At 61.7% G+C, this 23,539-nt stretch carries 20 protein-coding genes; 8 read left to right on the forward strand and 12 right to left on the reverse strand.

Annotation, left to right across the window (positions count from 1 at the left end):
- Positions 1 to 32 precede the first annotated feature (32 nt).
- The 3 genes from CAF90_RS04545 to CAF90_RS04555 all read left to right on the forward strand — a co-directional run bounded on the left by CAF90_RS04545 (position 33) and on the right by CAF90_RS04555 (position 5,275).
- Complete coding sequence (locus CAF90_RS04545; RefSeq protein WP_085604134.1) at positions 33 to 2,537, forward strand: fused MFS/spermidine synthase; 2,505 nt, start codon at positions 33 to 35, stop codon at positions 2,535 to 2,537.
- Between the two features lie 99 nt (positions 2,538 to 2,636).
- The gene (locus tag CAF90_RS04550; protein WP_085604137.1) at positions 2,637 to 4,283 is read left to right on the forward strand and encodes a J domain-containing protein; all 1,647 of its coding nucleotides are present in this window, start codon (positions 2,637 to 2,639) and stop codon (positions 4,281 to 4,283) included.
- Complete coding sequence (locus CAF90_RS04555; RefSeq protein ID WP_085604140.1) at positions 4,280 to 5,275, forward strand: DUF3829 domain-containing protein; 996 nt, start codon at positions 4,280 to 4,282, stop codon at positions 5,273 to 5,275. The genes CAF90_RS04550 and CAF90_RS04555 overlap by 4 nt, the downstream gene beginning before the upstream one ends.
- A 49-nt stretch (positions 5,276 to 5,324) precedes the next feature.
- Here CAF90_RS04555 and CAF90_RS04560 read toward each other — a convergent pair whose 3' ends face one another.
- Positions 5,325 to 5,996, reverse strand: coding sequence for a DUF3313 domain-containing protein (locus CAF90_RS04560; RefSeq protein WP_085604143.1), 672 nt, complete (start codon positions 5,994 to 5,996; stop codon positions 5,325 to 5,327).
- A gap of 201 nt (positions 5,997 to 6,197) precedes the next feature.
- Between CAF90_RS04560 and CAF90_RS04565 the strand changes: the two genes are divergently transcribed.
- The gene (locus tag CAF90_RS04565) at positions 6,198 to 8,555 is read left to right on the forward strand and encodes a tetratricopeptide repeat protein (RefSeq protein ID WP_085604146.1); all 2,358 of its coding nucleotides are present in this window, start codon (positions 6,198 to 6,200) and stop codon (positions 8,553 to 8,555) included.
- A 42-nt stretch (positions 8,556 to 8,597) separates the two neighbouring features.
- Here the strand turns inward: CAF90_RS04565 and CAF90_RS04570 are convergent, their stop codons facing one another.
- The 3 genes from CAF90_RS04570 to CAF90_RS04580 all read right to left on the reverse strand — a co-directional run bounded on the left by CAF90_RS04570 (position 8,598) and on the right by CAF90_RS04580 (position 11,851).
- Complete coding sequence (locus CAF90_RS04570; RefSeq protein WP_064381826.1) at positions 8,598 to 9,572, reverse strand: hypothetical protein; 975 nt, start codon at positions 9,570 to 9,572, stop codon at positions 8,598 to 8,600.
- A 129-nt stretch (positions 9,573 to 9,701) separates the two neighbouring features.
- Positions 9,702 to 10,181: a DUF934 domain-containing protein gene (locus CAF90_RS04575; RefSeq protein WP_085604149.1), complete on the reverse strand. Its 480-nt coding sequence runs from the start codon at positions 10,179 to 10,181 to the stop codon at positions 9,702 to 9,704.
- Positions 10,178 to 11,851 (reverse strand): nitrite/sulfite reductase, encoded by a 1,674-nt coding sequence (locus tag CAF90_RS04580; protein WP_085604152.1) that lies wholly within the window; start codon positions 11,849 to 11,851, stop codon positions 10,178 to 10,180. The genes CAF90_RS04575 and CAF90_RS04580 overlap by 4 nt, the downstream gene beginning before the upstream one ends.
- 324 nt (positions 11,852 to 12,175) lie before the next feature.
- Here CAF90_RS04580 and ccoN point away from each other — a divergent pair, with 324 nt between their 5' ends.
- Positions 12,176 to 13,603, forward strand: a complete 1,428-nt coding sequence (gene ccoN, locus CAF90_RS04590) for a cytochrome-c oxidase, cbb3-type subunit I (protein WP_007955093.1) — start codon at positions 12,176 to 12,178, stop codon at positions 13,601 to 13,603.
- 15 nt (positions 13,604 to 13,618) lie between these two features.
- A complete protein-coding gene (locus tag CAF90_RS04595; RefSeq protein ID WP_085604155.1) occupies positions 13,619 to 13,840 on the forward strand; it encodes a CcoQ/FixQ family Cbb3-type cytochrome c oxidase assembly chaperone in 222 nt (73 codons plus the stop codon).
- A gap of 166 nt (positions 13,841 to 14,006) precedes the next feature.
- On the opposite strand, the gene CAF90_RS04600 is transcribed toward CAF90_RS04595, so the two are convergent.
- Positions 14,007 to 14,498 (reverse strand): hypothetical protein, encoded by a 492-nt coding sequence (locus CAF90_RS04600; RefSeq protein WP_085604158.1) that lies wholly within the window; start codon positions 14,496 to 14,498, stop codon positions 14,007 to 14,009.
- Between the two features lie 115 nt (positions 14,499 to 14,613).
- Positions 14,614 to 15,123 carry a GNAT family N-acetyltransferase gene (locus CAF90_RS04605; protein ID WP_085604161.1) on the reverse strand — a complete coding sequence of 170 codons (510 nt, stop codon included), beginning with the start codon at positions 15,121 to 15,123 and terminating at the stop codon, positions 14,614 to 14,616.
- 412 nt (positions 15,124 to 15,535) lie between these two features.
- Here CAF90_RS04605 and CAF90_RS04610 point away from each other — a divergent pair, with 412 nt between their 5' ends.
- Positions 15,536 to 15,907 (forward strand): DUF6124 family protein, encoded by a 372-nt coding sequence (locus CAF90_RS04610; RefSeq protein WP_085604164.1) that lies wholly within the window; start codon positions 15,536 to 15,538, stop codon positions 15,905 to 15,907.
- Positions 15,908 to 16,083: 176 nt separating this feature from the next.
- Positions 16,084 to 17,802 carry an Ig-like domain-containing protein gene (locus CAF90_RS04615; protein WP_085604166.1) on the forward strand — a complete coding sequence of 573 codons (1,719 nt, stop codon included), beginning with the start codon at positions 16,084 to 16,086 and terminating at the stop codon, positions 17,800 to 17,802.
- A gap of 64 nt (positions 17,803 to 17,866) precedes the next feature.
- Here the strand turns inward: CAF90_RS04615 and CAF90_RS04620 are convergent, their stop codons facing one another.
- From CAF90_RS04620 to CAF90_RS04645, 6 genes are all read right to left on the reverse strand, one after another.
- Positions 17,867 to 18,844 carry a LysR family transcriptional regulator gene (locus tag CAF90_RS04620; protein ID WP_085604169.1) on the reverse strand — a complete coding sequence of 326 codons (978 nt, stop codon included), beginning with the start codon at positions 18,842 to 18,844 and terminating at the stop codon, positions 17,867 to 17,869.
- Between the two features lie 162 nt (positions 18,845 to 19,006).
- Positions 19,007 to 19,954, reverse strand: a complete 948-nt coding sequence (locus CAF90_RS04625) for a peptidylprolyl isomerase (RefSeq protein ID WP_085604172.1) — start codon at positions 19,952 to 19,954, stop codon at positions 19,007 to 19,009.
- Positions 19,951 to 20,418 carry a YbjN domain-containing protein gene (locus CAF90_RS04630; RefSeq protein ID WP_085604175.1) on the reverse strand — a complete coding sequence of 156 codons (468 nt, stop codon included), beginning with the start codon at positions 20,416 to 20,418 and terminating at the stop codon, positions 19,951 to 19,953. Before CAF90_RS04630 ends, CAF90_RS04625 begins: the two co-directional genes overlap by 4 nt.
- A 29-nt stretch (positions 20,419 to 20,447) precedes the next feature.
- Positions 20,448 to 21,077 (reverse strand): DNA repair protein, encoded by a 630-nt coding sequence (locus CAF90_RS04635; RefSeq protein ID WP_085604179.1) that lies wholly within the window; start codon positions 21,075 to 21,077, stop codon positions 20,448 to 20,450.
- A gap of 17 nt (positions 21,078 to 21,094) precedes the next feature.
- Positions 21,095 to 22,792 (reverse strand): putative porin, encoded by a 1,698-nt coding sequence (locus CAF90_RS04640; RefSeq protein WP_007955107.1) that lies wholly within the window; start codon positions 22,790 to 22,792, stop codon positions 21,095 to 21,097.
- A 39-nt stretch (positions 22,793 to 22,831) separates the two neighbouring features.
- A complete protein-coding gene (locus tag CAF90_RS04645; RefSeq protein WP_064381837.1) occupies positions 22,832 to 23,536 on the reverse strand; it encodes an energy transducer TonB in 705 nt (234 codons plus the stop codon).
- Positions 23,537 to 23,539: the final 3 nt, after the last annotated feature.

Consider the following 23,539-nt stretch of genomic DNA (forward strand, 5'->3'; position numbering starts at 1 on the left):
AGCAACTTTCAAACTGGAACAAGGCAGTCGCAATGTCCTCACGTGTCGCCAGCAAATCCCCGGCCCAGCCCGTCCCGCACACCGCCACGGCGGCGTTGCTGATCCCCGCCCTGCTCTTGTGCATCTCCGGCGCTGCGGCGCTGGTTTACCAGGTGCTGTGGATCAAGCAGCTGTCGCTGGTGGTCGGGGTCGAGGTCTATGCGATCACCACCGGTATCAGCGCCTTCTTCGCCGGGCTCGCACTCGGTGGCTGGTGGTTCGGGCGCTGGGCGGATCGGCTGAAGCAGCCGGTGTTGCTGTATGCCGGGCTGGAAGTGCTGGTGGCGGTGCTGGGCGTCGGCGCGACCTTTGCCATGAGCGTGGCGGCCGGCCCGTTTGCCTGGCTGCAGAATCATGTCGGGCTGCTGGCCTGGCTGTTGCCGTTCCTTCTGGTGGGCGCTCCGGCGGTGTTAATGGGCGGCACGTTGCCGGTGCTGGTGCGCTCGCTGGCGGCCAGTCCGGGCAAGGCCGGCGGTCAGTTGTACGCGGCGAACACCCTGGGCGCGATTGCCGGCACGTTGCTCGCGGCATTCCTGCTGATCGCCACCCTCGGCGTGCGCGGCAGTGCGCTGGCCGCCGCGATGCTCAACCTGCTGGCCGCCGCCGGAGCGCTGGGCTGGCAGCGCCTACGTCCGATGTCGGTCGAGGCGCCGGTCAAACATCCTGCGGAAAAGGCGCCGGATCGCACCGCCCTGTGGCTGTATTCCATCGCCGGTGGCGTGGCCCTCGGCTACGAAGTGGTGTGGTCGCAGTCGATCGTGCAGTTCATGAGTACTCGCACCTACGCGTTCGCCGTGGTGCTGGCGACGTATCTGGCCGGGCTGTTTCTGGGCAGCGCCCTGCTCGCCCGCCGGGTCGAACGGATTCGTGATCCGTGGGGCGTGTTCGGCCTGCTGATTGCCGGCGCGGGGTTGATCGCCCTGCTGGAAATCGCCGTGCTCGGTCGCTGGCTGGTGATCGCCCAGAGCCAGGCGGAAATCTGGCTGCTGACCCAGGGCGCCAGTGAACTGGCCGGCATGAGCGCGCGCTTTGCCGTGGCGGCGCTGGCCATCGTGTTTGTCCCGACGTTGCTGCTGGGCGCGGCATTTCCGCTGGCGCTGCGCTTGAGTGTCGGGCAGGAGCGCATCGGTCGCGATGTCGGCGCGGTGGTGGCGTTCAACACCCTGGGCGGAATTGTCGGGGTGATGCTCTGCGGTTTCGTGCTGATCCCGCTGCTGGGGCTGGTGCGCACGCTGGGCCTGCTGGCGATCATCGCCGCCGGCATCGGCTGGTTCGCCGTGCGCAAGGGCCATGGCGTGAAGAAAGGCCGGCGTCAGGCCGTGGTCGCGCTCGGGCTGTTGTCGGTGGCACTGGCGGTGCTGACGCCCGTGAACAAACTCGCCAGCCTGCTGCCCGGTGCGCGCAACGGCACATTGGTGTTCTACGAGGAAGGACGCGGCGGCACGGTGGCGGTGATCAGCCAGGGCACAGGCCGCAATGCCTTCCAACGTTTGTACATTCAGGGTGTGTCGAACACCGGCGATGCCATGCCGTCGCTACGCTATATGAGGATTCAGGCGCTGCTGCCGCTGTTGATCCACAACGGCGAACCGCGCTCGGCGCTGGTGATCGGTTTCGGCACCGGCATCACCGCCGGCGCGCTGCTGCGTTATCCGGGGCTGGAACACCGCGTGGTCGCCGAACTGCTGCCGGCGGTGGTCAAGGCCGCGCCGCTGTTCAAGGGCAACTTCAACGCCGCCAGTGACCCCGGCGTCGATGTGCGTCTGCGCGACGGTCGTCAGGAACTGCTGCGCAGTCCGCAGACCTACGACCTGATCACCCTCGAACCACCGCCGCCCTCCGCCGCCGGCGTGGTGAACCTGTATTCCCGCGACTTCTACCAACTGGCCGCCAGCCGCCTGGAAAAACAGGGTCTGGTCGCGCAATGGCTGCCGCTGCCGACCCAGAACATCGACGACTCGCGCTCGCTGGTGCGCAGCTTCCTCGACGTGTTCCCGTACGCGACGCTGTGGACCAGCGAGTTCCACGAAATGCTGCTGGTGGGTTCACTGACGCCTATCGAACTGGACGCCGGGAAAATCACCCAGCGCCTGCAACAGGACAGCGTACGCGGCGCCTTGCAGGACGTCGGCATCGGCTCGGCGGCGGCACTGCTGTCGACCTGGGTCACCGACCGCTCCGGGCTGGAACGCTTTGCCGCCGACGCACCGGCAGTGACCGACGACCAGCCGCGCATCGAGTACGCGCCGTGGGTTCGCACCAAGGAAATCACCCGCGTGCTGCCGGCGCTGCTGGACCTGTACGTCGCGCCACCGCTGGTGAACGCCGATGCCGGGTTCGACGAGCGCATGCAAGCCCACCGCCAGCGCCTGATGCAGTTCTATCGCGCCAGCCTGCATGCCTACGACGGCGACCGCGATGCCTGGGGCCGGGACATCCGCGAGGTGATGCGTGGGGATGGCGGCAATCCGTATTTCCGCTGGTTCGTCGGCGACTGAGCGAGACACGAGGACTTTTCGACGCGAAACAGGTAGGGTGCGCAACATCACAATGCCACCACTGGATCGCGTCGCGGTTTTTATGGAGTTGTCATCGCAATGAGTTGCTGGACCGTCCTTGGCCTGTCGGCCGACGCCGATGTGCGCACGATCAAACGCCAATATGCCGTCCTGCTCAAACAGACCCGCCCCGACGATGACCCCGAGGGTTTCCAGCGGCTGCGCGATGCCTATGAGCAGGCGTTGGCGTACAAGGAATGGCAGCAGTATCACGAGCAGAATCAGGACGAAGAGCAGGAACAGGGTATTGAAGAATCCTGGGACCTGAGCGGCCTGACCGTGGTCGAGGTCGATGCCCTGCAACTGGCGACCCGTTCGCTGGACGGGCTCAGCGTTGAAGAGCTGAATCATCGCCATGCCGTCACCCTCGAACAGGGTTGCGCGCATTTCTTCGAAGACACGGTGCTGCATCATTGCATTGAACACCCTGAGACTTCGCAGACGCTGGTGGACTGGGCCATCCCGACCTTCTTCTGGTTCAGCGCCTGGCAACGCCTGGAGCTGGACGAAATATCGATCGACCTGTTGCTGGATCAACAACGCGCGCGCATTGCGCAACCGATGCGCGACGCCCTCGAACGGGAAGACGTCGACGGATTTCTCCAGGCCTATGCCCGCTGCGCGGATTTCAACTGGCTGGCGATTGAACAACATCGGCAATGGTTCAACCGTGCCCTGAGCCATTTGCTGCTGGATGCGCCGGTCTGGTCTCCCGAGATTTTCGAACGGGTGCGCAGCGGTCAAGGCTGGCACGGCAGCACGGGCAATCCCTGCCCTAACGGCGAATGGCAACGCCTGCTGGCTCGCCAGAATGCGCCGTTTTTTGTGGCCCGCCAGCAACAGCTCGCCCTGGAACCGCCGGCCACCCCCGAACACCGCGCCGCCCGCCTGCTGCTGGGCACCGGCTCGTTCAGCGCCCGCCGTGCACTGGCCCGACGCCTGAGCGAAGAAGACTGGGCGCAGTGCCGGAAACTGAGTTCCGAGCTGTACGCCAATCACCCCAATGTCTGCGCGCAGATGCCCGGCGGCACGGCGTTTTTCTGGCGTGACTGGGAACTGAGCTTCAATGACTGGCCGACATATGTGGGCGTGGTGCTGGCCTGCCTGATTGGCGCGTTCACTCATTACATTCCCTTGGGCGTGCGCTTCAGCGGGTTGATCAATATCGTCATGATCTCGACCGTGGTGTTTGGCGTGATCGTGGCGGGGCTCAATTGGCTGGTGCATAACGGTGCCCATCGCGTATGGCGGCTGGATGACCGGCTCAGCGCTGTTCTTTGCCCCGGAATTTTCAAAGACTCGCCGCCGTTCGGCGTGCTGCGTGACCTGGTGCCCGGCGCGTTGATGGTGGCCGGGCTCGGCTGGTTTTTCGGCCCGATTGCCGGCGGGGTGTACGCCGCGACCCTGGCGACCTTCGGCCTGGTGCGCCGCTGGCAATCCAGGCCACGGGTTTCCTGGGAAGAGAGCCGTCCGGCCATGAAAGTCGGCGTGACGATCCTCGGCATTCTGGTGCTGGCCCTCGTGCTCGGCGTATTCAAAGTGGTCGCCAGCCAAGGCACGGTCAATCGTAATCAGGGTCTGCAACCCTGGACCGAACGCCTGTGCAGCCGTTTGCCGGCCACCACCGCCGAATGCAGCGCACCGGCCACCGTTGAACAGTGGTACGGCAAGGAGGCGCGCCCATGACCACCAGAGTGATGTTTTGCGTCGGTATCTTCTTCGCGCTGGTGGTGATGGGACTGACGAGTGCGACCCGCCCTTTCCTCCAGCTCGATCTCTGGCTGGACGGGCGCGATGCGCCGGTCACCGCCCAGGCCAATGCCCTGAGCCCGGTGATCGCCTGCGTCAACCGGATCGACGTGCAATGGCGAGCGGCCTACGACCGCTACAGAAACCCTCAACCGCCCTTGCCTCGCGACCAGCGCTGGTTGAAGAGCCTCAAGGATTTCGACGACAGCGATGCGTTCAATGTGCGGGACATTCAGCGCGATGTCTGCGGTCAGGGCCTCACGGAAAAACTCGATCTTCTGGCTTGGCAGCCTGAACTGGTGCGACAGGCGAACGAATACGTTCGGGCGCTGAGTCACGTCACGACCACCATTGCCCCCACGCGGTTTTACCGAGAGGCGAGTTTCACCTCCGGGTCGCAACAGCCCTCGCCTGGAGAACTCGCCGCGATCGAACGCGTGTCACAGGAGTACATCGGCGCCTCGACGGCTCTGCGGCAAAGCCTGCTGCCGCTCGACGCCGCGCAACGTCCTGAACAGCTCAAGCTGATCGAGGCGCGTCTGGGCAGGGACATTCACTGGGACTTGCTGGCGTACATGATTCAGGCGCGGGAGACCGTCGATGTGCTCGACGAAGCGATGAAAAATCGCACCCTGACCCCGAAGTTGCTGGCCGAAACCACCGCGAAACTGCAACTGGCGTGGAACCGTCGCGAACCCTGGCTCGCGCCGCGCACGGGTGGATTCCAGAACAAGACCGATGCCGCGCGGGATCTGTGGCTGCGCATCGGCGAGCCGGGGCAAGACTATCTCGAGGCGTTGAATACCCTGCAAGCAGACTGGCACAACCACGCTAAGCCCGAACGTTTGAGCGAGGACTACTACGCCGTGACCCGCAGTTACGACGGCTTGCTCAGCCATTACAACCGACTGGCACGCGCCAGTTTCTGACGCTGCGCACACGCCGGATCGCCCTCTGTGGCGACCCGGCGTGCCGGTCTTACTTGGCCTTGAGCTTGAGGTAGGACTGATGCAGATCCGCCGCCCAGCCATCGATCACGCTTTTCACGTCATCGGCCTTCATCACCTGCGAATCGTTTTCCAGCGGTTTGCCGGTGCCCTTGCGCACCACCTGCGCCGCCACCTTGTTGGTGCCGCCATCGAGGAACACCGCTTCGGTCGCCAGCGTAGTTTCCTGATCGCGAATGCCGCTCGCGGTGCTGACCGCTGCGGCGACCAGGGCAATCGGAATCACTTCATAGGCGTGCAGGCCTTCGGTCTTGCTGCTCACGGCGGTGATCGCCGCGCGCACCACGATCACACCAGGCCCTGGGCCTGAGGCCAGCGGCAGGGATTTGCCCAGTTCACGCTTGAGCGCCTGATCGTAATAGCTGGTGATGCCGTTGAGGGTCTGCTGCGGAATCTTCACGGTGGGTTGCGGTTTGGGATAGAGCTGGGTCGGTTCGACGTAGACGCTGGTGAATTTGCTGATATCGATTTTCGGGTCAATCCAGCGCATCACTTCAGCCCCCGACGGGGATTTGGCCTCCCTCAACTGGCTGTAGTCCTTGAGGAAGCCTGAGTACTCGTCGGGTGCGACGGTTTTGCTGGAGCAGCCCACCACGCCCAGCGTGGCAATGCACAGGGTGCTCATCATTACGGCTAGCTTCATGCTGTAACTCCTGTCGGAAGGCCGGATTTATTGCATTGGGGAGTTACAGGTATAGCTAAAACCGCGCGGTTTGCGATCACAAAACACAATATTCACACCACGCGGCTTGCGCTCATTTGACAGATGCAGGTCAGGCGGCAAAGCTGCATCAAGCTTGAACGCGCGCCAGACGGCAAATGCACCTGGACTACGGAAGTCGCAATGCCCAAGCATAAGAATAAAGCTGCACCGCTTCAGCCTGATGCTTCACCGACCTCGCTTTCACGTTACCTGTTTCCTGTTTCCATCGGCGTGCTGCTGGCCGCCGTGGCGGGGATCGGCTGGTTTCTGTTCAGCCCGGCGCCGGTGCCGGTCAAACCGATGCCCGTGAGCGCCCCGGTTGCGGCGCCGGCCAAACCTGCACCCACCGTGGCGGCGGCGCCTGCGAGCATGGTCGACGAGCAGCAATGCCAGGGTTGTCACAGCGAGCAGGTCAAGGATTGGCAAGGCTCTCATCACCAGTTGGCGATGCAACCGGCGAATGCTGAAACCATGCTTGGCGACTTCAACAACGTCGTTGTCAAAGCCGAAAACGAGACCACCCGATTCTCGCGCAAGGGCGACGATTTCTGGGTCAACACGCCAGGCATCGACGGCAAGAACGCGGACTTCAAAGTCGCCTACACGTTCGGCATCGCCCCGCTGCAGCAATACCTGATCGAAGTCGGCGAAGGCCGATTGCAGGCGCTGGGCGTGGCCTGGGATACCGAGAAGAACCGCTGGTTTCACCTCTACCCCGGCCAGGGCGTGAATTTCAAGAATCCGCTGCACTGGAGCAAGCCGAGCCAGAACGCCAATTTCATGTGCGTCGAGTGCCACACCACCGGGTACAAGCGCAACTTCGATGCGGCCAGCAACACCTTCGCCAGCCAGTGGAACAGCCTCGGCGTCGGCTGCCAGGCCTGTCACGGCCCGGCGTCGAATCACCTGGAATGGACGGCGAAGAAAACCGACCTGATCCACGCCGGATTCGCCGTCGATCTCAAGGACAAGAACGCCACCGTCGAAATCGAAACCTGCGCCCGCTGCCACGCTCGCCGTGCACCGTTGGGCGATGGCTACACCGTCGGCAATCGCTTGATGGACGACTACCTGCCCAGCGTCCTGACCCGCGAGCTGTATGCGCTGGACGGCAAGATCAAGGACGAAGTGTTCGAACACGGCTCCTTCGCCCAAAGCAAAATGTTCGACAAGGGCGTGCGGTGCAGCAATTGCCACAATCCCCACAGCACCGAGCTCAAGGCACCGGGCAACGCGGTGTGCCTGCAATGCCACAACACCGCCGGCAAGACCTCGGTCGAAGGCGTCGACGGCAAAGGGCTGCAAGCGAAGAACTACGACAGCATCGAACACACCCGCCACACCATGGGCCAGCCCGGCTCGCAATGCGTGGATTGCCACATGCCCGGCAAGTTCTACATGGGCAACGACTTCCGGCATGACCACAGCTTCAGCATTCCCAACCCCGAACGCGCGCAAAAGCTCGACACGCCGGACGCCTGCCTGACCTGCCATCAGGGCAAGGCTGGCGACAAGGTCACCGCGCAATTCAAATTGTGGAATGCCTCGACCACGCCGCAAGCGCCGCGTTACGACGAAACCCTGTGGCTGATTCGCAACGGCCAGCCGGGTGCTGCGCAGGCGTTGTATGAGCAGTTGCAGCGCAGCAATCTGCCGGCGATCCAGCGGGCGACGTTGCTGGCGGAATTGCCGCTTTATCCGAGTGAACAAGCTTTGACGCTGGCGACGACTGACCTGAAAAACCCGGCGCCACAGGTTCGTGAAAATGCCGTGCGGGCGGTCAGCGCGTTCTTGCCGCCGCCGGAGCGTTTATCGCTGTTGGCGCCGTTGCTGGGCGATCCGGTGAAAGCCGTGCGCATCGCTGCAGCACGAGATCTGCTGAGTGTGGCCCGCAATGGCCTGGGCCCGGCGCAGGCCAATTGGAACGCGGCGATTGCCGAGTACGAAGCGGTGCAGAAAAGCCTGGCCGAACGCGCCGAGGCCAACCTGAATCTGGCGATGCTCTATCAGGCCAGCGGTCGCAGCTCGGAGGTTGAAGGCTTGTTGCGTACGGCCCTGAAGCGCGACCCGGATTTCTACCCGGCGCTGGTCACGCTGGTGCAATGGCTGGAGGCCAATGGTCGCGGTCCCGAGGCGCAGCAACTGCTGGAAGAAAGCCTGAAGGAACATCCGGATGCTGCCCTGTTGCAGCACACCCGAGGCCTGTCATTGATCCGCGCCGGCAAGCCGGCCGAGGCCATGTCACCCCTGCGCAAGGCCGCGCAACTGGAACCGCAGAACGCGCAGTACGGGTATGTGCTGGCGGTGGCGTTGCACGAAAGTGGCAAGGTGGATGAGGCGTGCGCGCAGCTGGAAGCACTGCTCAAGCAGCAGCCGGCGAACCGCAATGCGCGGTTGTCGCTGATTCAGTGGTACCTCGACAGCGGGCAGGAGCCGAAGGCGCAGGTGGTGTTGCAGGGGTGGAAGAAGCTGAATATGGGGGATCCGGCTTTGAAGTGAAAACAGGCGGGAGCAGCACTCAGCTGCTCCCGCCTGATTGCGTCACCAGCTCGAAGTCTCCCCACTCCTCAACGCCATCTCCCGCCGGCTGTTCGCCCGCATCGCCTTGATCAGCGACACCGTGCCCACCAGCAGAATCGCCGCACCAAACAGGAAGTCGATGTTGTACAGCTGGAAATCCTGCACCGGCCCCACCAGCACCGTGCGCACCACGCCAATCCCCACCAGCGTGGCAAGGAAGTCGATCCCCGGTTCATCGCGGTAGAACACCAGCAGCAACGGCAGGCACAGCACCAGCAGCATCAACAGCACCACGACCTTGAACGAGCCCTTGCGCTCGACGCTGAACGCACATTCGTGGGGGCCGTAGGCCTTGTAGTCCTCGTCGCGGATCATCGAGTTTTTCTCGTTGATGTAGTCGGCGCGGTTGTACTTCTGGATCGGCGTGAAGGTGTTGGACATTTCCATCAGCGTGGTGATGTTCTTGAAACGCAGGTCGATGCGCTCGCTGCCCTTGAGGTAATACAGCACCGGTTTGTAGCCGTAGCGGTAGGTGTCGAAGGGAAATTCGGTGACCCGGCCCTGAACGCTGATCGGGCGCGATTCGAGTTCGGCGAAGGCGCTCTTGTCGGTCGAGGCGAGGTTGCGACTCAGGGGCAGGACTTTCACCTGTTCGAGGAAGATCGGCGTGACGCCAAACGACCACTGCAACGGCTCCAGGCGCAGACGCAATTCGTTGCGGCCCAGGTCATAGCGGTTGAAAGTGCGTTCGGAGACCACCACCGCGCCGCTGAGCATGAACTCGCCGCGCAGGTTGTTGGTGATGCGCAGGGTCAGCTGATCCTTGCCCAGCAGCGCCGCTTCGGTGTTCGGCGGCGTGCCGCACCAGGCGGTGCTTTCGCCGACGCCGCCGAGCTGGCCGCCACGGTTTTCGTTGAATACGTAGATGTAACCGGCCCACAGCGTCACCATCAACAGCAACGCGGTGATGCCCAGAATTTTTTTGCCCGGACTCACTGATCAGACTCCCTTCTTCGTTCCGTCGTCCAGCCGAAAACCCGCTGGCGACGGGGACTCTACCAAAAGGCCACCATCGACCCAAGGAAAAATCCCCGATTCATCAGGGTTCTAAGGGGTTCCCCTGCATCACCTGCGCCGGAACAACGGTCGCGGCTCGATCACCGAGCGCCCGTACAACACGCTCATCCCGGCCAGGCCCTTGAGCGCATCCTCGGCGGATTTGTCCTCGCGTACGGCGACGCTGTCGAAACCGCACTGGCGCATGTGGCTGAGCTGGTCGCGCAATACATCGCCGATGGCGCGCAACTCGCCTTTCCAGCCGAAACGGCTGCGCAGCAGATAGGCCTGGCTGTAGGCGCGGCCGTCGCGAAAGCTCGGGAAGTCGAGGGCGATCAGCGGCAGCGAAGTCAGCCATGGCAACAGGCTTTCAACGCCGTCGTCGGGGCCGAGCCAGACCGCATGGGTCGAGGGCGATTCGAGCCAGTGGGCCAGCGGCAGAATCAGCATTTCAGTGCTGTCAGCCGTTTCAGGCGAGCGAATCAACGTCCACGGATCGTCGAGCACGATCCGCGCCCCGCTCTCCTCCATGCTCAGCAGATTGTTCATGCCGGCACCTCCAGCGCTTTCGGATAAACCCGTTCCTTGAACGGCTCCAACCCAATGCGCGCCACGGTATCGACGAACAGTTCTTCAGCTTCGCGATAACGCACGAAGGTGCCGATGATCCGCTCGATCACCTGCGGCACTTCGGCGGCGCTGAACGACGGGCCGATGACTTTGCCCAGTGCGCTGTTCTTGCCCTGCGCGCCGCCGAGGGTGATCTGGTACCACTCGCTGCCGTTTTTATCGACGCCGAGAATCCCGATGTTGCCGATGTGGTGATGGCCGCAGGCGTTCATGCAGCCGGAGATGTTCAGGCTGATGTCGCCCAGATCATGCAGGTAATCGAGGTTGTCGAAACGCGCCTGAATCGCCTGGGCAATCGGGATCGACTTGGCGTTGGCCAGTGCACAGAAATCACCGCCGGGGCAGGCAATGATGTCGGTCAGCAGACCGACGTTGGCGGCGCCCAGCCCCTGCTCCTTCGCCAGTTGCCACAGCGCATATAGCTCCGACTTGGGCACATCCGGCAGGACGATATTCTGTTCGTGGGCGATGCGGATTTCGCCGAAACCGAAGCGCTCGGACCAGTCAGCCACGGCCAACATCTGCGCATCGGTGACGTCCCCCGGCGGCGAAGCCAGACCCGGTTTGGTCGACAGCACCACGCTGGTATAGCCCGGCACTTTGTGCGGTTGCACGTTGCGCGCGACCCAACGGGCGAACGCCGGGTTGTCGGCCAGGTGCGTGCCGAAATCCAGATCGGTGCCCGCCAGCGTGCGGTAGCTCGGCGGCACAAAGGCACTGGCGACCCGCTGGTATTCATCTTCGGTCAACTGCGCGGGGCCGTCCTTGAGGTGTTGCCATTCCTCCTCGACCTCTTTGGCGAACGCCTCGATGCCCAGCGCCTTGACCAGAATCTTGATCCGCGCCTTGTACTTGTTGTCGCGCCGGCCGTGACGGTTGTAGACCCGCAACACCGCCTCGACGTAGGACAGCAAGTGCTGCCACGGTAGATCGTCGCGAATCTGCAGACCGAGAATCGGCGTGCGTCCCAGACCGCCGCCGACGATCACTCGCAGCAGCATCTGGCCGTTACGACCGGGGTAAAGATAGAGGCCGATGTCATGCATCATGATCGCCGCGCGATCCTGTTTCGCCGAGCAGATGGCGATCTTGAACTTGCGCGGAAGGAACAGGAATTCCGGGTTGATCGTCGACCATTGCCGCAGGATCTCCGCCAGCGGACGCGGGTCGATCAGCTCGTCCGCCGCGACCCCGGCGAAGGCTTCGGTGGTGATGTTGCGCACGCAGTTGCCCGAGGTCTGGATCGCATGCATGTTGACTTGCGCCAGACGTTCGAGAATGTCCGGCACTTCGTGCAGTTCGATCCAGTTGAACTGCATGTTCTGCCGGGTGGTGAAGTGGCCGTAGCCTCGGTCGTAGTCACTGGCGATGCTCGCCAATGTGCGCATCTGTTCGGCGCTCAAGGTGCCGTAAGGAATCGCCACCCGCAGCATGTAAGCGTGCTTTTGCATGTACAGGCCGTTCTGCAGGCGCAGCGGCAGGAACTCTTCTTCGCTCAACTCCCCGGCCATGAAGCGCTCGACCTGATCGCGAAACTGCGCAACGCGCTCGAACACCAGCGCCCGGTCGTAATCATCGTATTGATACATCGGCTACCTCATCAGGAATGCACAGATTCCTGTGGGAACGGGCGAACCCGAGATAGCGCCAGTTCGCGTCTGGCGCTATCTCGGGTTCGCCCGTTCCCACAGTATTTTCCCTGACTATGGACGAACGGCGCAGTGCACAACAGATTCACCTGAACGCATAAAAACCGTATCAGGGCGCGGCAGATGGCCGCAGGCAGCGCTTTGATCTGATCCGCATAAATGAACAATTCCTGAGCCTGTTTTGTTTCCGGTGGGGTTTCTACAGTGCAGTTCGTGCCAGACCGGGTGGCCTGGCAAGACTTTGCAACCGTGGATGAACTGACCATGAGCACAGCAACAATCGGACAGGCTTATAACTACAAGGTCGTCCGCCAATTCGTCATCGCGACTGTTTTCTGGGGTGTCGTGGGCATGGCGATGGGGGTATGGATCGCCTCGCAACTGGTATGGCCGGACATGAATCTGGACTTGCCGTGGACCACCTTCGGCCGCTTGCGACCGTTGCACACCAGCCTGGTGATTTTCGGTTTCGCCGGCAGCGCGCAATTCGCCGCCAGTTACTACGCGGTGCAGCGCACCTGCCAGGTGCGGCTGTACTCGGACAAACTCGCTGCCTTCACTTTCTGGGGCTGGCAATCGGTGATCGTGATCATGCTGGTCACCCTGCCGATGGGCTACACCACCACCAAGGAATACGCCGAGATCGAATTCTCCGGCGCGGTGTGGATGGCGGTGGTCTGGGTCGCGTACGCCGTGGTGTTCTTCACCACCGTGGTGCAGCGCAAGACCAAGCACATCTACGTCGGCAACTGGTTCTTCGGCGCGTTCATCCTGGTGATCGCCATGCTGCACGTGGTCAATCACCTGTCGATTCCGGTGGACTGGTTCAAGTCTTATCCGGTGTACTCCGGCGCCACCGACGCCATGGTGCAGTGGTGGTACGGGCACAACGCGGTGGGGTTCTTTTTGACCACCGGGTTCCTCGGGATGATGTATTACTTCGTGCCCAAGCAGGTGAATCGGCCGGTGTATTCGTACCGGTTGTCGATCGTGCATTTCTGGGCGCTGATCACCCTGTACATCTGGGCCGGCCCGCACCATTTGCACTACACCGCGCTGCCGGACTGGGCGCAGTCGCTGGGCATGGCGATGTCGCTGATCCTGCTGGCACCGAGCTGGGGCGGGATGATCAACGGGATGATGACCCTGTCGGGCGCCTGGCATCAATTGCGCACCGACCCGATTCTGCGCTTCCTCGTCCTGTCGCTGGCGTTCTACGGCATGTCGACCTTCGAAGGCCCGATGATGGCGATCAAGACCGTCAACGCCCTCTCCCACTACACCGACTGGACCATCGGTCACGTACACGCCGGGGCGCTGGGCTGGGTGGCGATGATTACCTTCGGCGCGACCTATCACATGGTGCCCAAGGTCTTTGGCCGCGAGCGCATGCACAGCACGCCGCTGATCAACCTGCACTTCTGGCTGGCGACCATCGGCACGGTGTTGTACATCGCCTCGATGTGGGTCAACGGGATTACCCAGGGCCTGATGTGGCGGGCGATCAACGAGGACGGCACGCTGACCTATTCGTTCGTCGAGGCGCTGCAGGCCAGTCATCCGGGGTTTGTCGTGCGGTTTGCCGGTGGGGTGTTCTTCCTCAGCGGCATGTTGCTGATGGCCTATAACGTGTGGCGCACGGTACGGGTGGCGGATGTTGCAATTGCCCATCGTGAAGCGCAGATCGCCTGATCAAGGGAGCTGGTCATGTTCGATATTTTTCTGAATGTGTTGGGCGTGTTGTTTTTGTGGCTGGCGGTGGAGTACTGCTTGCGGCATGAGACGGCGGAGAGCCTGGATGAGGCGAGTCTGACGCCGTTTGCGGATGATCCGGAGGTGGCGCGGCGGGTTGAGATGGCCACCGGTAAGACCGTGAAAGCGGTGGCGCCGGAGGTGGCGAAGCCGGGGTGGGTCACCCTCGAAATGTGAGCTACTTCCGTTGATGTTGATCGTTCCCACGTCAAGGCGTCGAACCGTCCGCGTGGGAATGCAGCCCGGGACGCTCCGCGTCCCTTCCATAGCTGGAACGCGGAGCGTCCCTTTAGGCATTCCCACGCAGAGCGTGGGAACGATCAGCTAGGGTTGGCTTTTGATCTTAAGTACGGTCGCGTGGGATGAGGCTCTGCAGTTGCTGCGCGAGGAAATTCGCATCGAAGGCAAAGGTATCCGGATCCTTCAACCCATTGGTCTTACGCCACTGCCAATCACCATTGGGCAACCCCACCAACGAAACACTTCCGTACCGTGCCGCCGTCAACCCCATCACCGCCAGCGAAATCTGTCCGCCACTGCCCATCACATCCGGAACGAACTCCACCGGTTTGCCGGCAATCACGATGCTCAGTTTTTCAGTCTTGAAGGTCGAGGTCTCAACCGGTGTGCTCGGCCCGAACGCGACATAATCCTCCCGGCTGACCTCCAGCAACCCCGGCGCCTGCACCGGCTCCAGCCATTGCTGAATCTGCCCGAACAACTGGGTAATCCGTGTAGCCCAGGTCGCCGATTGCGTCTCGAACAATTGCTTCTTGTGCGCTTCGCTGTCGGCATAGTGGCGAAGCATTTCGCCCAGTTGCTGTACGTCGTCCATTGCGGTGTTCCTTCAAGGAGCGGTGCTGCGGACGTCGAGCATGGCAGATGCCGATGACGACCGTGCAAGTCATTTGCCTGCACGGTCGCCTCGTCGGCCATTGACGGACAGAAGGTCAGCATTTGCGCAGGCGCGCCATGCTCAGGGTGTCGACCCATTGCCCGTCACGCACGGCGTAATCGCGAAACAGGCCCTCGGTTTCGAAGCCGAACTTGCGGTAGAGCCCGATGGCCGCCTCGTTGTCGGCGTACACCGAAAGCTCGACCCGGTGCAGGTTCATCCAGTTGTCGGCGATGTCCAGCGCCGCTGCCAACAGCTTCGAACCGACACCCTTGCCCTGCCACGCCACCGCTACGGCCATGCCGACACTGCCGGCGTGACTGCGGCGAATCCGCGAGAACTGCTCCAGCCCCAGATTGCCAATCACCACCCCCTGATGCAGCGCCACCAGTTGCACCACCCGCTCGTTGTCCGGAGCCAGGCGTTTGCGCCAGACCTCGGTGGTCTGAAACGGCATCTGCAACACCTGCCGGGTCACGGCCGGGTCGTTATAGAGCGCGGTAATGCCCTCTACGTGGGATTCGTTGTAGCGTTCGAGGTGAATGGCGGGGTTGTGCTCAGGCATGAAAGATCCCCCCTGGATCAGTGCGTGGCCGGTCACTGTAAACCGCTTCTTCACGGATTCGCCATGACTGTTTAAAGCCGTTGACCGAAACGTCCGGCAAGCCACAACGCCTTGCGCCATTGCCTACGCATCCGCCAGAATCCGCCGGCTTGTGTGCCTTGAGGGCCGGCTCTATCGTTTCCGGGTCGCTGATGAATCAGCGATCGGATTTGACCGTCCGACTCAATCAAGGCGCGCCAGTGCCCAAGACCGGATTCAGAAATCTTTCTGAACCTACGTGTTGCGGTGGCTGTGCGTGGGATACCTTCGGGTATGCCGGGTTCCTTGATTCCCGGTCGGTCAACCCGCGTACAGCTGCCACCTTTCGATTGACCGCGAACGGTTGCAGCTCCGTCTATCAAGGAGCTTCACCATGATCAAACCAACGCCAAACCCGCCCGAAACCGACACCACCTCGCCTTACGAATCCGTGGATTCGAAGACCTTCCACGAAGCCGCCGAACGCGCCCTCGACCACTATTTCAATCCCCTCCTCCCCAGAAAACCGCTGCTCAAACCCAACACCCGCTACCTCATCGCCCCCGGCATCGACAGCGAAGAACTGCTGGCCGACGCCTGCGAAACCCTGACCTCCGCCAAAACCATGGCCACCGACTTCGCCGGGCTGGTGGATGGTTCGCATCGGCATGTGCTGTTGGGGATTGCGCAATTGATCATGCTGGGGGAACTGGCGGTGAACCGGGCGCTGGATAATCTGGAGGTGGCGGCAGAGCCCCGCGTCTGAGTGATGAGACCGAAACGGCCCCCTGTGGGCCGTTTTTTTATCTGCGGGAGGTGTATGGACGACTCCGTTTGATGACCGTCCGTCTTAAAACCATCGTCACCTGTCAGATCTGACAGTAGCCGAAACGGCTCGCACAGGGTTTTCATGGCACATCAATCACCAAGGAGTTGCGTGCCATGAACAATCCCGCATCCAGCGGCGGCCCCATCGTCGCCCTGGCACTGACACCGCCCGATATTCCAAGCAAGTCCTACCCGATCATTCACCCGGTCGCCCAGGTCGGGCTCTCCCGGCTCAACTATCACGCGGACCCGCTCTGGCTGTTGGTGTTGTTTGGGCCTTATTGGGGTCAGTTGCCCAATGAGTCCGGGCGGATGTTTATCAATGGCTCGCCTGCGCCGGTCCCGGTCCAGATCACCAAAGATACGACGTCACCGCTTGAGTTTCGCGTGCCACCGGGGTTGCTATCAGATGGAGTGAACATTCTGAAAGTCAGCCTCCAGCGCCAGTCGAGCAATGAGGATTCGGCAGAGCTGCGCGTGCTGTACTCCCTCGATGCCCCCGCCGGCAGTGACACGGATCCGAATCCTGGCAATTCATTGCTGAACATTGATGTCACCCCGAATAGTATCGGTCCGGTCGAGGCAGCAGCGGGCGTGAAGCTGAAAATGAGTTGGCCAGACATGGCGCTGTATGACCTGCTGACCATCAACTTTGGCGGTAAAACCCTCACCCATCAGCTCGTGCCAACTGCGCAGGATCCCAACCCCGAAACCAAACCAGTGGTCTTGCCCTTTTACACTGCCGACTTCGCCCACGCCCCCAACAACCCGCAGTTCATATTCAAGTACAACGTCACCAGTCAGATAGACAACTTTTCCGGCACGTCATTGAACGGAGTATTCAACCCGCAGGAATTCTGGTCCAAGGACTGCGTGGTTGATGTGCATCTTGATTGGGTAGAACTGCTGGAAGCCATCCTTCGGGAGCTCCTCCCAGACAACAATGACGATTCGTCCATCGTTGATCTGGGCAAGATGAATGGCGGGCCGTTGTGGGCGCTGATTCACTTGGTCGATTCGATTTGGCAGGCGGGGGATGAGTGCGATCTGACTTTCGAGGCTTTGGTGAACGGGGTCGTGACTGCTACCCATCAAGTGAAGGTGCCAGTCAGTCAGGTACCGGGACAATTGTCAGTGGATATTCCCAACGCCAAGGTGATACCTGGCAGTACGGTGCGGGTGACACACAAGCAGATCAGGGGAGGAAAGATCGTTGGTGTTTCCAAAATTGCCCAAGCTCAGGTTGTGGGAACTGGTTTACCAGAATTGAAATTGGATACCAGTCCGCTGCAACTGAGTGGAACACGATATTACGTGCACCCGTTACCGAGTGCACCCGGTTATGAGTTCCCATCTGCCCCTATGCCAGGCTCATTCGCGGACCGAGTGGCAACGGATGGAGTCGGTAAAATAACTTACGAGTCGAACGACATCAACGTTGCATCTGTCAGTGCTAGCGGAAGGGTGTACGCCAGGGCAATCGGGGACGCTGTAATTACAGCCAAAGACTCTGCGAACCAGAGCAAAAGCTACCGAGTGACGACTTCGGGCATCGCAAAGCAAGTCGTCGCCCACTTAAACCAGATCAGCTGGAGAGCCGCTGCTCAGTTAGCGTCCGCGGATGGCGGACGTTTGTTCACACTGTCGGAGCTTGAGTCGGAATATCGAAAGTTCACGCCTGCCATATACCAAACGTCTGGTACCTATCATGGATCATGGACCACAACTCCCGCAGACCCTGGGACCTTTTGGTTTTTTTATTGGTATGGATTAAAAATCCCACACGCAGATACTCCGAATTATCATGGCTACGTTTTCTATATGAAACTGTGAAGGAATCAAAAAAACGAAGGGGGACGGATTTATTTAATTCAATAAGTCCGCCCTTTTTACACGCCTATTCAAACCACTCCTGTCGCTCATTGAACGTCCGTTGAATCAACTCAACCAACGTCTGCACTTCAGCCACATCCCGCGATGCGGAATTAACCGCCAACCACGCCTGCAACCGCATCGCTTCCTCAAACAACCCCGGCAACGCCACCAACCCGCGATCAAACCGGCTCATGTACATCGGCAGCAACCCGATGCACGCGCTGCACCGGATCATCTCCAGCATCAGCTCATAGGACTGCATCTGCACCACCCCGGCCAACCGCTGCTCGACCAGTTCATTCCACGGCCGAAAGCTGTCGATCTGCCGATCATGCTGCCATTGCACCAACATGAAATCCGCGAGGTCATCGGGGCTTTCCGGGCGCGCAGTCACGCGGGAATAGCGTTTGGCGATATGCGGCTGGTATTCCAGTTGCGCGAGGCGTTGCGGTTCGCTGGTGGCGAAGGTCGGGCCCGGATGCGGGGTGTCGCCGTGGGCGAGCCACAGCACGATGTCGGCGCTGACGGCGCGCAGGGCCAGTTCGCTGTCGAGGGCGATGATCTCCAGACGCACGCTGGCGTTGCGGCGCAGCAGTGCGATGAGGTCGCGACCGAGGATGTCATGCAGGATCGATTCGGCGACGGCCAGCCTTATCAGCGGTTGCTCGATCACCGGGAGTTTGCGTTCGTGAGCCAGGGCGATCAGTTGCGCCTGCAATTGCTGGCCTTCGCGGGTCAGGCTGAGCGCGCTGCCCTGAAAGCTGAACAGCGCGCATTGCAGTTGTTGTTCGAGCTGCGCCAGCTGTTTGCGCAGCAGGGTCGACCGCACGTTGAGGCTGCGGGCGGCCTGCATGAAGCAGCCGCAGCGGGCGCTGACCAGAAAGTATTGGGCGACGTCGCTGTCGAGCGTCGCCGCTTGCGCCAGCCAGGGTTCGTCCTTGTCCCGGGGCCAGCGGAAATCGGCGCTGCTCTGTCGTGCTGCGGGTTCGGTGAATGACATCGATGACTCCCTGTCGATCTTTGTATTTTTGGAAAGCGTCACGGCTCTAATGTGGGAGCGGGCTTGCCCGCGAAAGCGGTGTGTCATTCAACGAATAAGTTGTCTGGCATGGCCCCTTCGCGAGCAAGCCCGCTCCCACATAGGTTCAGTGGTGAGTCTGAATTACAGCTTTTCCTCCAGCACCTTGTTGAGCTCGGCCCCGTCGATGCTCAGCGTCGCGGTATTGAGCATGCCGTCCAGATAGGCCTGGGCGATCTGCTCCTGACGCTGTGCCCGCAAGGCCTGGGTCAGTTGATCGCGCAACTCGTCGAGGGTCGCGGTGCGGGCTGGTTGTTGTTCGGTGAGTTTGATCACGTGGAAGCCGGCGCTGCTTTGAACGGGATCGGAGACCGCGCCAACCTTGAGTCGCGCTACCGCACCACGCACTTCCGGTACCAGTTGCTGCGACGGCTGCAACCCCGTGTCACCGCCACGTTCAGCGGTGAGCCGGTCCTGTGAAAACTCCTTGGCCAGCGCTGCAAACTCCGCAGGGGTCGACTGTGCTTTCTTGCTCAGATCCGCCGCCTGCTTACGCACGGCTTCAAGATTCTGTGGCTCATTCACCCCCAGGAAAATCTGGCTGACCCGATACAACGCCGGCGTCTGCCAGTTGGCCTTGCCCGCGTCATACGCCTGCTGCAACTCGGCAGCGCTCGGGTAATCCGCCGGTACCTGGCTCACGGACTGCAAATAGTCGCGGAACACGATCTGTTCGGTGGCGGCACGGGTCTGCCGAACCACGTCCGGACGCTGCGCCCAGCCCTGAGCATCGGCTTGTTCAAGCACAGCTTTTTCGGCCAGACGTGAACGAATCCAGCGCTCCAGTGCCTCGCGATTGCCACGCAATTGCTCGCGGGTCTGCGGCAGTACGGCCGCCAGCAACGCCTGCAATTCCTCCGGCGAGACCTGCTGATTACCCAACCGCGCCACCGCAGGTCCACTGTTCGCCGCAATCACCGGCGCCGGTTGCTGGGCGGCGACCGGGTCATTGCCCGGCCGCACCACCAGCGCCACGGCCACCACCAACAGCGCCACCGCAGCGGCGCTGATTACCATGGCAGGTTTCGTCACAGCGCGACTTCCTCTTGCTCAACCTTTGGAGCCTGGGCGGCAGCAGCGTTCTGGGTGAAATCACGCAGATAAACGATGAACTCCTGCAACAGGCGATCCCACAACTCCAGGTTTCCGCGCAGGTAATCGCTGCTGACGCCAGCGGCCACCACCACGTCCATCTCCATCACCAGAAACTCGCCCTGCAACGACAACCGGGCAAACCGGCGGGTCGCGTTCCACTGCTCGGCCACACCGGCCGGCAATTCACCTTGCACACGCAAGGCACAACTGAAGGTGAAGTCGACGTAGCTGCCCTGCTCCGCCACCGCCGGGTTGCCGAAACGCACGGCGTAACCGATGCCTTGGCTGGCGCTGAGCAACTGGACGATGCCGTTCTGTTCGGTCTGGTTGACGCGGTAACCGGCGGCTTGCAGTGCGTCGGTCAGGGATTGCGGGGATACGTGGGAGATCAATTGAGTCATTACTTCTTCCTTGTCCATGAGTCTTTTAATCAGTGCGCGATCGCGGCTTGCGGCGCATCGAATTGAGTCTTGTACAGTTCGTCGCCAAAGCCCTGAGCCAGTTCATCGAACTTGACCCGGGCGCTGCCGGCGAAGGGCTGGCGGATCTTCATCACCTCGGCCACATCGATGTTTTCGTAGGCGGTGAGAATCTGCTTGGCCACGCCGTACATCTGCTGATTCTTGACCGAACATTGCTGCACTTGTGTGTCACGTTCAGTCAATTGCGCTTGAAGCTTAGACCGTTCTGCCTCTTTGGCACGGGCCATGACCAACAACTCGTCATAGGCTTTCTTGAACTTGCCGGTCTGCTCGTTACTCGCCGCCACCTGTGCCTGAGCCTGGCTGTGCAGGCTTTGCTGCTGCCCGGCCAGTTGCTCGGCGAGGCCTTTGGCCTTGGCCAGTTCGGCGGTCAATTGCTTGATTTGCGCCTGCGCAGCCTTGGCTTCGTTCTGCGCCGCCAGTTGCGCGGCGCTGGCCTGGGCCTGCTGGCTTTGCAGGGTTTGCAACTGCTGGGTGGTGCTGCGCAACTGGGTGCGCAGGCGTTCCTCCATGCCTTCGGCGCTCGCCCCGGTGGCGATCAACATCCCGAGCCCAAGCCATAAAAAGCGGATTTTCATAACCCTCTCCCGGCGCTTTAGAAGCGCGTGTTGATCTCAAGCTGCATGACGTCGATGTCGAACGGCGCGCCATACACCGCCTCCGAACTCAGCCAGCGGCCGGTGGCGTAGACGTTCTTCGCCAGACCGTAATTGCCGCCCAGGAAGTAGCCCTTGGCGTTGGTGCCGCCGAGGTGGAACGACGAGTCGTTGAAGCCGTCCGGCAAGGCATCCGGCTGGATGTACTTGTAGCCGGCGAACAGGTTCCAGTCGCCCTGCTTCTTCAGCTCCAGCGCGTTGCCGAGGGTGAACTGGACCATCCACGCATTGGCGCCGCTTTCGATGTTGCCGTTGCTGTCGAGGTTGTTGACCAGTTGCCCCGCCGAACGCTTGCGCATGTCGCCTTCGTCGTAGCCGAGGTTGTGGATGTAGTTGCCCTGGCTGCGCAGCTTGAAGTCTTCCGGCAGGTCGGCGTCCCACACCACGTTGAGGTCCAGCAGGTTGAACTCGGACGCCAGGCCAACGAATTGCGGTTGCGGCGTGGTGGTCGGGTTGAGCGGGTTCGGCGTGATGTCACGCAGCAGGAACACGCTGTTGCCCTTCTGCATGAATGCCGCGCGGGTGCCGTCGCTGTCGCAGCCCGGTGCGCCGGCCCAGGGTTCGCAAGGGCTGGAGCGCTGGCCTTCGATGTCGTCGAAGCGATAGTAGGCCAGCGCACCTTTCAGGCGGTTGTTGCTGTTGATCGCCCATTTGGCGCCGATCTGCGCGCCGTACAGCCATTTGTTGTCGCTTTCTTCCTTGTCGAAGCCGTTGCTGGTGGTGGTGTCGTTGGTGTAGTCCACCGGGAACGCGCCGACGGTGCCGAACACGCCCCAGTCGCGACTGAGCTTGTGGTCGAAAATCGCCGCCACACCGTCGAAGTTCAGGTCGTTGGAATACAGCATGTCGGTGGACATGAACGGGTTGGCGAAGCGGCCACCGGTCAGGGTCAGTTCATCCGACGGCTTCCAGGTCAGGTAACCCTGATCGAGCCAGATGTCCTTTTTCGAGAAGCCGCCGCCGAGGTTCTGGGTTGTCGACACCGGGTTGTTGTCCGAGCCGGTGCCGATGCGGATGCCAGCGGTCCATTCCGGCGAGATCACCGCTTTCATGCCCAGCCGGGCGCGCAGGCGGAACAGGTTTTCGCGGTCTTCACGGGTGTTGAGCAACGGCGGCAACGCGGTGCTGCTGTTGGGGTTCACGTCGTACGGGCCGTTGTTGTTGAGCTTGGCAAAGTCGACGATTTCGTTGCTGTTGCTGCCCGAGTAGTAGCGCGATTCGTCACGCAGGCGGATGTCGCCATCGAAGCTGATGCGCGACGCCCAGTCCGGGAAGGTGTTGGGCGCGGCCCAGTTTTCCTGTTTGGCAGTGGCCATGACTTCGGCCTTGACCTGATCGCGGATCTGGTCGCGCACCGCCGCCGGCACGTATTGCACCCGCACATCGCCCGGTGCGGCAACCGGCCCGGCAGCCACGGCAGTAGACGCCGCAGCCTGTTTGGCCTGGGCCGCTTCGTTCTGGGCCTGGGCGATCAGCGCGTCGGCCTTGTCCTGTTTCAGAATGCCCTGCTCGACCAGCAAGCGGATCAGATTGATCGTGGCGTTCTCCGAGGGCGCAGGCGCTGCCGCGGCCTGACCGACCAGGGTCGCGATGACCATGCCGACCGCCAGGGACAATCGATTCACGTTGGAAATCATCTGCACACAACTCCTTTTCATACAGCTTTATGAATTCGGTTAACCCGGACGCCGCCCTTGCAGGGACATGCGCACAGGCAAGGTGATGGAGGCCGGTGGCCGCTCGCTCAGGTGAGGCGCGTTACGCAAGGCGGCCAGCACCTGACTGTCGATCTCGGGGTTGCCGCTGGACTTGATCAGCTCGACCCGGGTGATCTCGCCGACGCTGCTCAGCCACACATCGGCCTGCAGCGAAAACGCGAGGTTGCGCAGGTCGGGGTTCTCGCGCAGCAGCTTCTGGAAAGTGAACGCGAGGAACTGGCTGTAGGTGCCGTTGCCCAGTCGCCCACCACCGGAACCGGCCATGCCGCCGCCCTTGCCCGCGCCGATGTTGAAGGCGTCGCTGCCGCTCTGGGCGTCGCCGTCAATCTGCATCGGGTTGGCCAGGTCGTCCGCCGGCGATGGCGGTGCTTCTTCCTCGGGCTTGACCTCTTGCGGCTCGGGCGTTGGCTCGGGCTCGACGATTTTTTCCTCGACCGGGGTTTCCGGCTCCGGCGGTTTTTCCGGCGGCGGAGGTGGCGGTGGCGGCAACGGGATGATCGTCGGCACCTTCGGCGCTTCCCGGCGGATGCCGCTCATGTCGTTGGCCCACTGCCACAACAGGAATGCCGCGACGGCGCCCAGCAACAGCCCGGCGCCCCACTTCACGTAACGCAGTGGCGACTTTTTCACCGGCAAAGGCTCGATTGGCAGTTGTGCAGTCATCAC

The organism is Pseudomonas sp. B37(2017), assembly GCF_002112885.1.
Classification (GTDB): Bacteria; Pseudomonadota; Gammaproteobacteria; order Pseudomonadales; family Pseudomonadaceae; genus Aquipseudomonas; species Aquipseudomonas paraglycinae.